We start from the raw sequence: 13,846 nt of genomic DNA, 5'->3' as shown, positions 1-13,846 counted from the left end.
CGGGGCGAACACGGTGGCGTCGACAATCGCTCAAATGTTCGAAGTTGTGGCTTTTTCCACGGCGCGAGTACCGGCATGGTTCGATGGAGACGTGACCGTAGACATTCGCCCCCTGAGCAAGGCTGAATTCGCGTACCTTGCACCGCAGCTCGTGGACATTTACCTCGACGCGATGGAGTACCCGCGCTCGATCCGCCCCGAGCGGATCCGCGTTTGGCGCGGCGAAGTCACCACCCCCGGGTTCGTTGCCTTCGCCGCCGTCAGCGGCGAGCACGTTCTTGGCGTGGCCTACGGATTCCTGGGCAGCCGCGAGCGCTGGTGGGACCGACAGCTCGTCCGCGCGATGCGAGAAAACGGCGGGCCCACCGACCACGACCGCGCGATCCTGCGCAACTACTTCGAGGTTGCGGAGGTCCACGTCTCCCCCAGCGCCCAGGGGCAAGGCATCGGCGCGCACCTCCTGCGCGCGCTCCTCCAGGCGACACCTGCGCCCCACGCGCTGCTGTCCACCCCGGAGGTCGAGCAGGAGGCCAACGCCGCCTTCCGGCTCTACCGCAGGTTTGGGTTCACCGACGTCGCCCGCGGCTTCTACTACTCGGGGGACCCGCGCCCGTTCGCAATCTTGGGACGCACCCTGCCGCTGCCGTCCGACGGGTAGGTAATCTTGCGGTAGCACGACGCCCCCACACTCATGAGATATAAGGAGTCCACACCGTGGCCGATAGGAGCACCCCGCTAGACCAGATCCCCGCGGCCGTGGAAGCACAACTCCGCCAATTCTTTGACCAGCAGCGCGAACCGGTCGCCCGCATCGGCGAGCCCGTCACCAACGCGGTAGCCCACCTGGAGCGATTCGTCCTGGGCGGCGGAAAGCGCATCCGCCCGCTCTACGGTTGGGCCGGCTTCGTTGGCGGCGGCGGGCTGGAGCGTAAAGGGTCCGGAAGCGCCGAGGACCCGGAGGCAGTCCTGCGCGCCGTCAGCGCGCTCGAGTTCATCCAGGCCTGTGCCCTGGTCCACGACGACATCATTGACGCCTCCGACACCCGGCGCGGTAACCCGACGGTCCACCGCGCCGTGGAGGCCGAACACCGGGCCGCCGGCAGGCGCGGCGACGCCGCCGCCTTCGGCGAACACGCCGCCATCCTCATCGGAGACCTCGCCCTGGTGTGGGCCGAGGACATGTGGCGCTACTCCGGCCTGAGCGACGCCGCCCTCGAGCGCGCCACGGCGCCGTGGCGAGGGATGCGCACCGAGGTTATCGGCGGCCAGCTGCTCGACATCATGCTCGAGGCGCAGGGCAGCGAGTCCATCGAACTTGCGGATCGCGTCAACCGGTTCAAGACCGCCGCGTACACCATCGAACGCCCGCTCCACCTCGGCGCAGCGATCGCGGGCGCGCCTGCCGACACCATCGAGGCGTTCCGCGGCTACGGCCACGACATCGGCATCGCCTACCAGCTCCGCGACGACGTCCTCGGCGTCTTCGGGGACTCCGCCGTCACCGGCAAGCCGGCCGGCGACGACCTCCGCGAGGGCAAGCGCACCGTCCTCTTCGCCACCGCGCTCCAGCTGCTCGACGAGTCCGACCCGTCCGCCGCGGCCGAGCTACGCGCCGGCATCGGCACCGCCACGGCACCTGAGGATCTGGCCCGGCTGGCGGAGCTGATTGCGGAAAGTGGGGCGCTGGAGGGCGTCGAAAAGCGAATTGAGGCCCTTACTACCTCGGGGCTCGCGCACCTGGAGACCGCCAACATCGACGACACCGTGGCCGACACCCTGCGGCAACTGGCCATCAAGTCCACGGAACGGCGCGCCTGATGCAGCGCACGCTCTGGCTTGGCGTCGCCGCCAGCGTGTGCATCGCGCTTGGCTCCTACGGCGCGGGCGCAACGCGCAACCGCAGCGGGCTGATGCGGGAACTCGGCCTCGACGCGCTGACCTACGGCCACGGCCGCGGACTCATGGACGGCCTGCTCACCGTGGGCATCCTGGGTCTTGTCGTGGCCTGGCTGCTGCTCGGCCGCGCCCGCCCCGGCCTACGCGCGACGCGACTGGCCACCTGCGCCTGGACCGCACCGCTCGTGCTCAGCGGGCCGGTGCTGTCGCGCGACGTCTACTCCTACCTCATGCAGGGGGCAATGCTTCGCGACGGCTACGACCCCTACACCGAGGGCGCAGCCGTCAACCCGGGACCGTACCTCTGGGAGGTCAGCCACGACTGGCGCAACACCACCACCCCGTACGGCCCGCTCCACCTCGGGCTGGGCAAGGCGATTACCTCGGTTGTCGGCGACGACGTCACCGCCGGGCTGGTGGCGTACAAGCTCATCTCGCTCGCCGGCTTCGCCCTCATCGTGTGGGCGGTACCGCGGATCGCCCGCGAGCTCGGCGGGAACGCGGAATTCGCGCTGTGGATCGGCGCCACAAACCCGGTCATGCTGCTCCACCTCGTCGGCGGCATGCACAACGAATCTGTCATGGTCGGCCTCGTTTCCGCCGGCCTGCTCGCGTGCATCGCGCCGCAGCGCCGCCGTGTTGCCTGGTCCACCGCAGGCATCGCGCTCATCGCGCTCGCCGTGTCCCTGAAGGCCACCGCGGCGATCGCGCTCCCCTTCGTCGTCTGGATCCTGCTCGCGCGCGACAACGGCGGCGCGCACGCCAGCTGGCCGCGCCGCGTGGGCGTGTTCATCGGCAGCGGTGCGTGGACCGTCGCCGTCACGGTCGCGGTGGTCAATCTCGTCACCGTGCTTTCCGGATCGTCGTGGGGCTGGGTCGAGGAGATCTCCGGAAACTCCAAGGTGGTCAACCCGCTGGCCGGGCCGACGCTGCTCGCCGAGCTCATCGCGCCGATCGCGCAGCTGATCAACGAGGACTTCCACTACAACAGCGCCCTCGCCGCCACCCGCGCGGCCAGCGGGATCCTCATGCTCGCCGGGCTCGTCGTCGTGTGGTGGTTCTTCCGCCCCAAAGACAGGGCGCTTGCCAGCTCCACCGCCGTCGCCGGCACCACCGCCGCCTACGCCGTCGCCTTTGTCGCCAACTCGGTGACGCTGCCCTGGTATTACGCGTCGCTTATCTCACTGGTGGGCACGTTCCGTGCCCCGGCGTGGGTCGAGCGGGTCGCGGTGGGCGGCTCCGTCGTCATCGCGCTCGCGTTCACGGGCAGCGGCAACCACCGCTTCTACGACCCGTGGTTCCTCGTGCTCGCGCCGTTCGCGGCGCTTCTGTCGGTCGTGTTGGTGTGGCCGCGCGGTGGCGTCGATAAGCAGGTCGGCGCTAGAACGCCATCGCCTGCGCGCGCCTGATTACCTCGCGCGCGCCGTGGCCGTGCAGGGCGTCGATCGGACGGCCCGGGAGCGAATCGTCCGGGGTAAACAGGTATGCGAGGATCTCTTCCTCGGTAAATCCGCCGTCGTAGAGCACCGTGATCGCGCCGGTGATGAACTTGCTCATCTCGCCGTCGCTGAACAGCACGGCCGGGATGTACTTCTTGCCGTCCTTGCGGTAGACCACGAGCTTCTTGCCGTTCACGTAGTCGTGCACCTTGGTCACGGGGATGCCGAGCATCTCCGCAACGTCGGGCATGGTGAGCAGTTCTTCGCCAGCGAGAAGATCATCAAGAGTATTCACGGAACCGTAGTTTAGCGCCGAGCGGCGGGTGTGCACCATACTGGTCAGCATGCGTGTAGGAGACTACCTGGACAACCGATACGTGATCGACAGGCCGATCGCGCGTGGCGGCATGGCCACCGTGTACCGCTGCGTGGATACCCGGCTCGGGCGCGAGGTCGCCGCAAAAGTCATGCACGAACAGTACGTTCATGACCCGGTGTTCCTTGACAGGTTCCGCCGCGAGGCACGCGCCATGGCGCAGCTGTCGCACCCGAACCTGGTCAACGTCTACGACTTTTCCGCGCAGGGCGACACCATCTTCCTCATCATGGAGCTCATCACCGGCGGCACGCTTCGCGAGCTCCTCGCCGAGCGCGGCCCGATGCCGCCGCACGCGGCCACCAGCGTGCTCCGCGGCCTGCTCACCGGGCTCGGAGTCGCGCACGCCAAGGGCCTTGTCCACCGCGACATCAAGCCCGACAACGTGCTTATCAGCGCGGACCACCAGGTCAAACTCGCCGACTTCGGGCTCGTGCGCGCCGCCGCCGAGTCGCCGCAATCTACCGACCAGATCGTGGGCACCGTGTCCTACCTCTCGCCAGAGCAGGTCAACGGCTCCGCGATCACGCCCGCCTCAGACGTCTACTCCGCCGGCATCGTCCTGTTCGAGCTCCTCACCGGCCGCACCCCGTTCACCGGCGACACGCCGCTCGCCCACGCCTACGCACGCTTGCAGGATGATGTGCCGCCGCCGTCGCAGCTTATCGACGGAGTGCCCATGCTCTTCGACGAACTCGTCACCACCGCGACAGCCCGGACCCCCTCCGAGCGGTTCCGCGACGCCGGGGAGTTCCTCGATGCGCTCGACGACGTCGCGCGCGACCTGCGCCTTCCCGCCTACACCGTGCCGGCCCCAAAAAACTCGGCCGCAAACCGCGCCGCAGCGCACCCCACGCGCTTCGGCTCCCAGCCGCGCCCTCCGCACCCTCCTTATCCTCAGCGCCCCAACGGAGCAGGATCCACGCGCGCCGTTCCGCAGGCCGAGCGGCGCCTGTTCCCGGATGCCCCGGGCGCTGGGGCCGCGGCTGCGGTCCCGCAACCAGTCCCGCAACCTGCCCCGCAACCGGTGCCCGCGCCAACGCGGCAGGCTCCCGTCGCGCCGCCACCGACGCAGCGGCGGCCAACACCGGCGGCACCGCCAGCCGCGCGCGGACCGCGCCCCAAGGTGCGGCGCGTGTCCAACCGATCAGGCCTGGGGGTTGTGGTGTACGTGCTGTTCGCGATTGCAGTCACCGCAGCCGTCGCCGTCGGCGGTTGGTGGTTCGGGTCGGGCCTCTACGGCGAAATCCCTCCCCTGCTCAGTTCCGCGCTGGGTGGCTGAGGAAGGGAGGGATCGCGGGGGCGTCGAGAAGCGAATGGCGCTTAGTAGCGCAACATCTCCGCGACGAGGAAGGCCAGCTCGAGGGCCTGCTCGGTGTTCAGGCGAGGGTCGCATGCCGACTCGTAGCGGCCCGGCAAGTCCACGTCGCTGATGTCCTGCGCGCCGCCGAGGCACTCGGTGACGTTCTCCCCGGTGAGCTCGATGTGCACGCCGCCCGGGTGCGTGCCCAGCTCGCGGTGGACCTCGAAGAAGCCCTGGACCTCATCAATAATCTTGTCAAAGTGGCGCGTCTTGTAGCCGTTGGACGAGGTGAACGTGTTGCCGTGCATCGGGTCCGACTGCCAGACGACCTTGTGGCCGGACGCCTCGACCGCCTTGACAATGCCGGGCAGGACCGTGCGGACGTTGTCGTGACCCATGCGGATCACCATGGTCAGGCGGCCCGGCTCGCGGTTCGGGTCGAGCTTGTCCGCGTAGGCAACAGCCTCCTCCGGGGTCACCTTCGGGCCGAGCTTGATGCCGATCGGGTTATCAATGAGCGCCGCGAAGTTGACGTGGAAGTCATCCATCCCGCGGGTGCGCTCGCCGATCCACAGCTGGTGCGCGGACAGATCGTAGAGGTGCTGCTTGCCGTCCTCGCCATCAGCCAGGCGCAACATCGCGCGCTCGTAATCAACCAGCAGCGCCTCGTGGGACGCGAAAATCTCGGAGGTGCGCAGGTTGTAGTCGTTGACACCGCAGGCGTCCATGAACGCGAGCGAGCGAGAGATCTCGCGGCCGAGCGCCTCGTAGCGCGCACCCGCCGGCGAGTTGGTCACGAACTCGCGGTTCCAGTCATTGATGTTGTGCAGGTCAGCGGTGCCCGAAGCAACCAGGGCGCGCACCAGGTTCATCGCTGCGGACGAGTTTGCGTACGCGCGGACCATGCGGGCCGGGTCGTGGCGGCGGGACTCCTCGGCCGGCTCCACGCCGTTGACAATGTCGCCACGGTAGTTCGGCAGACCGTTCGCGTCCAGATCGGACGAGCGCGGCTTGGCGTACTGCCCCGCGATGCGGCCGAGCTTGACCACCGGCATCGACGCGCCGTACGTCAGCACCGCCGCCATCTGCAGCAGCGTGCGCACGTTCGCCCGGATGTGCGGCTCCGTGTTGGACTCAAAGGTCTCGGCGCAATCGCCGCCCTGCAGCAGAAACGCCTTGCCCAGCGCGACGTTCTTGAGGTGCGACTTCAGCTGGTGCACCTCCGGCGCGAGGACCACAGGCGGAACGGACTCGAGGATCTTGCGCACGGCGCGGGCCTGATCCGGGTCCCAGCTCGGCTGCTGCTTCGCGTCGCGCGAAACCGCGTCCTGAAATTGCTCGTTCAGGTCCCCCGGCAGCGGCGGAAGATCGGGCAAAACGTCTTTAGGGATGTCAATAGTCCAACTCACGTTCTCATTCTTAGCACACCGGTGAGGGGCACAAAATGAATTTGCGGACTTTTATGCGTGCCCAAGAGAGGGGTCACGGAACGCGGTGACCCGGCCTTTTGCATCCAGCGGCAGCACTTCCGCGCAGGCGCGGTACTTCTTGACGTTATGACGGGCGTCGACAAGCGCATCGTGGCTCCCCTTCGGAACCCGCGGAAGCTTCGGCCGGCCGGCCATCTCCCAATACTGCTTCAGCTCGTGGGTGAAGTGCGGCAGCTCGCGCGGGTACGCGCTCATGTCGCCCCACATCTGCGCGAACAGCACGTGGTCATAGCCGCCAACCCACGCCCAGAGGTGCGGCGTGGAGGAGTCGGCGGTGAGGAAGGCGAAGACCTCGTCGCGGATCGTGCGCAGCGGCTTCCAGCGAGGGTCACTCTCCGGTGGCAGCTTACGCAGCACATTGCGGACGACCCAGTCGCTGGCGCGGGTGGCGTCGAAGTCGCGAGAAACCGCGTAGTACTCGCGGCCGTCCTCGGCGACGATGCCGATGGACACCAGCTCGATCGTCGAGCCGTCCTCAATGAACTCCGTATCGTAGAAGTACTTCACCTGCGCACACAGGCCTTCCTAGTTCCAGGGTGTAAACATTTGCTACTCGCTCGGGCGATCATCCAAGCGGATCGGCAGGCGCTCCTCACGCCGAGCGCGACTGCGCGGCCAGAACATCACAACCGCGACGATGACGACGGCGATCGGTGCGGCAATTGTCGTGTGAAAGCCGGTTTGCGACGCAACAATGTAGAGCGCCACCGTGACAACCACCAGCACGATGCGGGTGAGGAGATCCTTGTCCATGCTCTTCATGCTCACCTACTTTCCCTCCGACGTTGCTTCCGGCTCGGCCCCCGGCGGGTACGACCCCGTCGCGGCGAGGGATTCCTTGACCTCGCTGGCGTAGACGTCAACGTAGTCGTAGCCCGTCAGCTCGGCGAGCCGGCGCATGAGGTAGTCCGTGAACGGACGGGCTACCTCGCGCGACGCGGGGTCGAACCCGTGCTCCGCGGCCCACGCGTGCGGGTCGATCTGCTCACTGATCTCAATGTGCACCTTCGCCGGGCGCGGGAAGTTGGTGCCGATCGGGTTGGCGTTGCGGGTGCCCACCATGCCGGTCAGCACGACGGGCGCTCCCGTTTCCATCGCGATGCGCGCAACGCCCGTGCGCCCCTTGTACACCCGGCCGTCCGGCGAGCGGGTGCCCTCCGGGTAAATACCAAAGAGCTCGCCGCTGTCCAGCACTCGCGTCGCGGCGTTGAGCAGGGCATCGCCTGCATCCGCGCTCTGGCGGTCCAGCGGGACCTGCCCCACCGAGGAGAAGAACCACTTCTGCACCGCGCCTTTCACGCCGGGCGTGGTGAAGTACTCGCTCTTCGCCGGGAACGTGAGCTGCCGGCGCACCATCAGCGGCAGGTAAAACGAGTCCATGACGGCCTGGTGGTTGGACACCATGATCGCCGGGCCGCGCTCCGGGATGTTGTCCGCGCCGTTGATCGTCGGGCGATTCCACACAATGAGGAACGGGCCGAGCACGGCCTTAAACAGTGAATACCACCGGTTTGTCATTGCGTTTGCTCCCTCATCAAGATGCTGATCAAGATTTCAGTGCTCGCCGCGCAGCATCTCGCGCGCGAGGTCAGCCACTCCGATCATACCGGCCTGGGGGCCGAGTTCCGCGCACTGGATGTCTGCTACCGGGCGGTACCCGGACCCGACCATCGTGTTCGCCATCGTTTCCCGAGCAGTGTCAATGAACAGGTCGGCGTCCTCCGACACCCCGCCGCCCAACACGATGAGGGCGGGGTCGAGCACGTCAGCGACGATTGACAGTCCGCGCCCCAGCCACGTGGCAAAGCTGTCCACGGCGGCCTGCCCCAGCTCGTCGCCGGCGCGCGCCGCGGCCATCACGTCGCGCCCAGTCGCGCGCTTGTCCACCACCTTGCGGTACAGGCCACAGCGCTTGTAGGAGCCCTTCGCCGCGCTCTCTATCGCGCAGTCCACCAGCGAGGTCCCCGACGCGTAGCGCTCGAGGCACCCTTGCTTGCCGCAGGAGCAGACCCGCCCGTCCGGGACGACGGTAATGTGGCCGAACTCCGGGGCGGTGCCAAAGGACCCGCGGTAGATCTCCCCGTGGTGCATCAGTGTCGCGCCGATTCCCGTGCCCACGGCGAACAGCACCCACGTGTCGGCCGACTTCGCGGCGCCGAAGCGGTACTCGCCCCAGGCCGCCGAGTTCGCGTCGTGCTCCAAGCGCACCGGCAGGCCAAGGGCGTCACTGAGCTCGCGGCGCAGCGGGTGGTCGTCGCGCCACGGCAGGTGCGGGGCGAACCGCACGATCTCGCAGTCAGGGTCGAGGAAGCCGGCGATCGCCAGGCCGACAGCACCGATGTCGTACGTCTCGCGCAACTGGTTGACCAGCTGCACGATCCCCTGCGTCATTTCCGGGCCGGTTTGCGGCGTCTGCGTCTGCGCCGAGTCAAGAATCCGCCCCGCCGAATCCACGACGGCGGCGCGCAAGTTCGTTCCGCCGATGTCAAAACCGAGCGTGAGCGTTTCGTCCGTTGCCATAGCCCATCATCGTAGTTACTTCAGCTGTGCAGCCAACCTGCGGGTCAGCACGTCCCAGGCAAAGTGCTTCTCGACGCGCACCCGCCCCGCCTCACCCATTCGCTTGGACGCGGCGGGATCGCTGAGGAGTGTGATGGTGGCGTCGGCAAGCATGCTCACGCTCGTGCCGTCAACGACGACGCCGGTTGCCGGCGTGACGGTTTCGGGCGCGCCGCCGGAGTCGCCGGCGATGACGGGGACGCCGCAGGCTTGCGCCTCGAGGTAGACGATGCCAAGGCCCTCCACGTCGAGGCCGCCGCCGCGGGTGCGCGCGGGCATGGCAAAGACGTCGGCTGAGGCGATGGTGTCGCGCAGCGTTGCTCGGTCGACTGCGCCGGTGAAAGTGACGCCTGCGGTGCCGCGGGCGAGGGTGCGGAGTCGGCGCTCGTCTGGACCGGACCCGACGATCACAAGCTGCGTGCCAGGCACGGCTGCGCGGATCGCGGGCAGCGCGCGGATGAGCTGGTCCTGCCCTTTTCTGGGGACGAGCCGGGACGCGCACACGATGCGGGGCGCGGGCTCGGCGTGGGCGGGCTCGGCCGGCCGGAAAAAGTCCGTGTCTACCCCAGACGGCAGCGCCACGTACTCGGGGTGTGTGCCGAATGCGGGAGCGATGCGGCGGCGCGTGTAGCCGGAAATGTAGGTGAGCACGTCGGCGTTGCGGCCGATGTTGCGCAGGACCTGGCGCGCGCCCGGGAGCATCGACCAGCCGACCTCGTGCCCGTGGGTCGTGGCCACGACGCGGTGCGCACCAGCCCGCTTGGCGGCGCCGCCAAGGACGGCCAGTGGGGCGGCCGCGCCGAACCACACCGTGGTCGCGCCGTGGCGGCGGATCAGCTGCGCCATTGCCGCCCGGACGCGCGGGGTGGGCAGCATGACCCGGTGCGGCCACCGCACGATGGTGTAGGGCTGCGCGGCGTCCCACTCGCGCGCAGCCGCCGCGTCCTGCGTGGAGGCAAACACCACCACCGAGTCGGGCCCGTTCAGCGCAACGAGGTGGGAGACGAAATCCCGCAGATACGACTGAATCCCGCCGAGGGTCGGCGGGAAGTCGTTGGTGACAAGCAGCGTCGGGGCCATGGCCTGCCAGCGTACGCGGTTAGTAGCGCACTGCGCCCTGGGCCGGCATGGAGTTGACCGGCACCACCTGGACCGGGATGCCGTAGTCGGACGCGTGGACCACCATGCCGTCGCCGATGTACATGGCCACGTGGGTCACGCCCGGGTAGTAGCCGATGATGTCGCCCGGCTGCAGCTGGTCCATAGAGACGGGCGTACCGCCGGCTAGCTGGGCCTGCGACGTACGCGGGATGCCCTTACCGTTCTGGCCGTAGGCCCACACCATGAGGCCCGAGCAGTCGAATGCGTCCGGGCCGGTCGCGCCCCACCCGTAGGGCTTGCCAATCTGCGCGAGCGCTGCGGCGACCACGCCAGAATCCGCGGCCGGCACGTTGGCACCGAGGTCGATCGGTCCGTCCTTGGCAATCCAGCGCTGGCGATCTTCCTCGTTCAGACTGTCAACCTGGTCTTCGATGTCACGGATCTGGCCGTCCAGCTCGTCGCGCTCGCGGTGGAGCGCGTCCAGCTGCGCGGCGAGCTGGTTGCGGTTGTACTCCGCTTCCGCCTTCGCAATGTTCGCGCTCCGGGCGCGCGACGCTGCCTCTTCGTTGGCGGTGTTCAAGCCATCAATGGTCATCTGCGCGTTGCGGGACAGCGAGTTGAGGTATGCGGCTCGGTCGATCGCCACCTGCGGGCTGCCCGACTCGAGCGTAGTGAGCAGCACCTCCGACTCCGAATTGCGGTACTTCGACTGCGCAATGTCGTTGACGTTGCGCTGGTAGCTCGCCTTTGCGCCGTTGGCCTCCGCAGCGGCGGTGCGCGCCGCGGCAGCCTTCTCGTCCGCCTCCGCGATCTTGCGTTCGGACTCGGCGACCTGGTCCTCGAGGGCCTTGATCTCCTCCGACTTTGCCGTGGCCTGGTGCGAGACGTCCTCGAGCCTGTCGATCAACTCATCAACGTCGTCCGCACCAGCCGGCACCTGCAGCGCGGCGACCGCCGCCGAAGAGAGCGCACCGACCGCGATGACCATTGCGCCTCGACGTCCTGAACGGCGCGCACCGCGCGCGTGGAGAGAGTGTTTGCCCACGACAAATCCCCTTGAGCTTTCAAGCCGAGTACGCCACTCGGAAAACCAATATCGGCCGTGGTCCAACTGACCGCAAGCCTTTACAAAACTGTAACTACTATAGCCAGATCAGCCGTCCAACAAAAGCACACCCGGCCAATCAGCAACGATTGACACGGGTGTGAAAGTTGGTGCGCAACGAGCACGCGAATCCGGGAGTTAGAAGCGGACCACGGAGTGGACCGGCATCATGCTCAGCGGGCGCTCGCCGACCGGGACGCCGTCGTTGAGGGCGTCGATGATCATGCCATTGCCAGCGTAGATAGCAACGTGGGAGGCGCCGCTGTAGTAGACGACGATGTCGCCCGGCTGGATGTTGTCCAGGGAGACCGGAGTACCCGCGGAGGCCTGCGCCTGCGAGGTACGCGGGATGGACTTACCAGCCTGGGCGTAGACCCAGGAGGTGAAGCCGGAGCAGTCGAACGCGTTCGGGCCCGCTGCGCCGTAGACGTACGGCGAACCGATCTTGGTGCGGGCGATGTCGACGATGCGCTCGCCCTGGGTCTTCTCCTGCACCACCGGCGCCGGCGCAGACACCGGAGCGGAGTACTGCTGAGCGACGGCCGGTGCCGGGGTCTCCGGCAGGACCTGTGCTTCGACGTTGGCGATGAACTGGTTGAAGCCCGGGACGTTGGCAATCCCCGGCAGCGCCTTCACCTGAGACAGGGCCTGACGGTACTGGCCGCCATCGGCCTTGCCCGCCAGGGACGGGACCCAAGCCTCGATGCCCGGGATGTTTGCAACACCCGGAATGTTCTCAATGCCCGGGATCTGCGCAGCAACCGGGGTGTTCGGGACGCGGACCTCAGCGGCGGAAGCCTGGGTCGGGACCATCAGAGTCGCGCCTGCGACGACGGCCGTGGCAGCTGCGACGGTGCGCACTGCGGAATTGTTCTGGCGACGGTGCTTAGCCATTGTAAGTTTCTCCATATCTTCTCTTCGCCTACCGGGTTGCCTGTCGGGCTGGGCCCTGAGAATGCGCCCTGACGTACCTCTGCACGCCATCCGCCCTTGTAGGAAAGTGCGGTTTCCCGGTTCCACATCGCTCGTGCATCTCACTCGGTCCGCGGAAATCGGCTCATATGTTCTGTTTTCGTACCTTGCAAGCAACGGCTGTTGTCGCAATGTCTCGATCAGATTACGAAACGGCAACAAGTTTGTCCAATACTGAGAGTGTTACTAATCCGTTATTGAATCTTTGCAAAGACTTTGCCCGCTTATCGACGCCACCACGCCCCTCAATTCGCGCCGCCCTTGCCCCGATTTGCGCCCATTGACCTGCACTAAACCGACAATCGCGGAAATTCCACTGATTGACTACAGCTGTACGCTGCGCCACCCCATGAGATACTGTGACGTTAGACACAGGGGTATTGTTGGCGGGTGTAACGGGCGCAGAAGGGCGTCGGCAAGCATGCTCCCCGCCGTAAAATTGGGTCTATACCGATACCCCCTACTGGAAGGACCGCCCGATGAAAGCGCTGACTTATTACGGTGCGAACGACGTACGCATCGAAGACCGCCCCAAACCCACGATTCTCGAGCCAACCGACGCCATCATCCGCGTGGACACCACGACGATCTGTGGCACCGACCTCGGCATCTTCCACGGCAAGAACCCGGAGATTGAGGCCACCGAGCGCGAGCGCACAGGCGAATGGAACGGGCGCATCCTTGGACACGAAGGTATCGGCACGGTCGAGGCCGTCGGCGACTCCGTGAAGAACTTTAGGCCAGGCGACAAGGTCCTCATCTCTTGCGTGTCGCGCTGCGGCACGTGCGAGAACTGCCAGAAGCAGCTGTACAGCCACTGCCGCAATGGCGGGTCCTGGATCCTGGGCTACATGATTGACGGCACGCTCGCCGAATACGTGCGCACCCCGTTCGCGGATAACTCGCTCTACCACCTGCCGGAGACACTGGACAAGGAGGTAGCGGTCTTCCTGTCTGATGCGCTGCCCACGGGCCACGAGATCGGCGTGCAAAATGGTGCCGTCGCGCCCGGCAAGGACGTGCTCATTGTCGGTGCGGGACCGGTAGGGATGGGCGTGCTGCTCACGTCGCAGTTCTACTCCCCCGCATCAATCACTGTGGTGGATATGGACGACAATCGTTTGGCCAAGGCCAAGGAGATGGGTGCGACGTACACGGTGAACCCGGCTAAGGAGGACGTCGCGGCCCACGTCGCTTCCATCACGGACGGTTACGGCGTGGACACTGCCATCGAGGCGGTCGGGCTGCCGGCTACGTGGGCAACGTGCGCCGAAAACGTCAAGGAGGGCGGCCACATTGCCGTCGTCGGTGTGCACGGAAAGCCGGTCGACTTTGAGCTGCAGAAGATGTGGATCAAGAACCTTACCGTCACCACCGGACTCGTGAACGCGAACACAACGGGCATGCTGCTCAAGGCGGTCCAGAACTCGGACCTGCCGATCAACTCGCTGGCCACCCACCACTTCACGTTTACAGAGCTGGATGAGGCGTGGGAGACGTTCGCGCACGCCGAGGAGCACCAGGCGATGAAGGTCATCATCGACAACGCGTAGCAGCGCACGACGAAGGCCCCTTTCCCATTCTGGGAAAGGGGCCTTCCAGCGA

At 66.8% G+C, this 13,846-nt stretch carries 13 protein-coding genes, 1 pseudogene and 1 riboswitch; of the genes and pseudogenes, 5 read left to right on the top strand and 9 right to left on the bottom strand.

All coding sequences use genetic code 11. The features are described from left to right. The first annotated feature begins 91 nt into the window (after positions 1-91). From FPP74_RS06390 to FPP74_RS06380, 3 genes are read left to right on the top strand one after another with little or no spacing between them, the layout of a single operon-like run. Positions 92-658 (top strand): GNAT family N-acetyltransferase, encoded by a 567-nt coding sequence (locus FPP74_RS06390; protein WP_095555148.1) that lies wholly within the window; start codon positions 92-94, stop codon positions 656-658. 56 nt (positions 659-714) lie between these two features. Continuing rightward, positions 715-1,818 (top strand): polyprenyl synthetase family protein, encoded by a 1,104-nt coding sequence (locus FPP74_RS06385; RefSeq protein WP_144717519.1) that lies wholly within the window; start codon positions 715-717, stop codon positions 1,816-1,818. Continuing rightward, positions 1,818-3,305: an alpha-(1->6)-mannopyranosyltransferase A gene (locus FPP74_RS06380; RefSeq protein ID WP_144717516.1), complete on the top strand. Its 1,488-nt coding sequence runs from the start codon at positions 1,818-1,820 to the stop codon at positions 3,303-3,305. The genes FPP74_RS06385 and FPP74_RS06380 overlap by 1 nt, the downstream gene beginning before the upstream one ends. Here the strand turns inward: FPP74_RS06380 and FPP74_RS06375 are convergent. Then, a complete protein-coding gene (locus FPP74_RS06375; protein WP_095538123.1) occupies positions 3,277-3,669 on the bottom strand; it encodes an Rv2175c family DNA-binding protein in 393 nt (130 codons plus the stop codon). The two genes, FPP74_RS06380 and FPP74_RS06375, sit on opposite strands and share 29 nt — an antisense overlap. A gap of 1 nt (position 3,670) precedes the next feature. Between FPP74_RS06375 and FPP74_RS06370 the strand changes: the two are divergent. Continuing rightward, a pseudogene (locus FPP74_RS06370) lies at positions 3,671-4,972 on the top strand (protein kinase); the annotation flags it as partial. Between the two features lie 62 nt (positions 4,973-5,034). Here the strand turns inward: FPP74_RS06370 and FPP74_RS06365 are convergent. The 8 genes from FPP74_RS06365 to FPP74_RS06330 form a co-directional block, all read right to left on the bottom strand. Beyond that, positions 5,035-6,423 carry a class II 3-deoxy-7-phosphoheptulonate synthase gene (locus FPP74_RS06365; RefSeq protein ID WP_095547260.1) on the bottom strand — a complete coding sequence of 463 codons (1,389 nt, stop codon included), beginning with the start codon at positions 6,421-6,423 and terminating at the stop codon, positions 5,035-5,037. Between the two features lie 51 nt (positions 6,424-6,474). Then, the gene (locus tag FPP74_RS06360; RefSeq protein WP_095538110.1) at positions 6,475-7,011 is read right to left on the bottom strand and encodes a polyadenylate-specific 3'-exoribonuclease AS; all 537 of its coding nucleotides are present in this window, start codon (positions 7,009-7,011) and stop codon (positions 6,475-6,477) included. A gap of 42 nt (positions 7,012-7,053) precedes the next feature. Continuing rightward, positions 7,054-7,272, bottom strand: a complete 219-nt coding sequence (locus tag FPP74_RS06355; RefSeq protein WP_133064696.1) for a hypothetical protein — start codon at positions 7,270-7,272, stop codon at positions 7,054-7,056. Further along, entirely contained in the window at positions 7,273-8,022 is a 750-nt protein-coding gene (locus FPP74_RS06350; protein WP_095555152.1) for a 1-acyl-sn-glycerol-3-phosphate acyltransferase, read from the bottom strand. It lies immediately after the preceding gene. A 36-nt stretch (positions 8,023-8,058) separates the two neighbouring features. Then, positions 8,059-9,024, bottom strand: a complete 966-nt coding sequence (locus FPP74_RS06345) for an ROK family protein (RefSeq protein ID WP_095538108.1) — start codon at positions 9,022-9,024, stop codon at positions 8,059-8,061. 15 nt (positions 9,025-9,039) lie between these two features. Beyond that, positions 9,040-10,143: a glycosyltransferase family 4 protein gene (locus FPP74_RS06340; protein ID WP_095538107.1), complete on the bottom strand. Its 1,104-nt coding sequence runs from the start codon at positions 10,141-10,143 to the stop codon at positions 9,040-9,042. A 19-nt stretch (positions 10,144-10,162) separates the two neighbouring features. Continuing rightward, complete coding sequence (locus FPP74_RS06335) at positions 10,163-11,209, bottom strand: C40 family peptidase (RefSeq protein ID WP_255456085.1); 1,047 nt, start codon at positions 11,207-11,209, stop codon at positions 10,163-10,165. Between the two features lie 198 nt (positions 11,210-11,407). Further along, positions 11,408-12,163, bottom strand: coding sequence for a C40 family peptidase (locus FPP74_RS06330; protein WP_095538105.1), 756 nt, complete (start codon positions 12,161-12,163; stop codon positions 11,408-11,410). A gap of 13 nt (positions 12,164-12,176) precedes the next feature. Continuing rightward, a riboswitch (cyclic di-AMP (ydaO/yuaA leader) is annotated at positions 12,177-12,337 on the bottom strand. A gap of 383 nt (positions 12,338-12,720) precedes the next feature. Here FPP74_RS06330 and FPP74_RS06325 point away from each other — a divergent pair. Continuing rightward, entirely contained in the window at positions 12,721-13,794 is a 1,074-nt protein-coding gene (locus tag FPP74_RS06325) for a zinc-dependent alcohol dehydrogenase family protein (RefSeq protein WP_095538104.1), read from the top strand. Positions 13,795-13,846: the final 52 nt, after the last annotated feature.

It is taken from the genome of Corynebacterium sp. NML180780, from assembly GCF_007786415.1.
GTDB classification, from domain to species: Bacteria; Actinomycetota; Actinomycetes; order Mycobacteriales; family Mycobacteriaceae; genus Corynebacterium; species Corynebacterium gottingense.
Note: the sequence above shows the minus strand (reverse complement) of the source record. Positions and strands in the feature narration are given on the sequence as shown.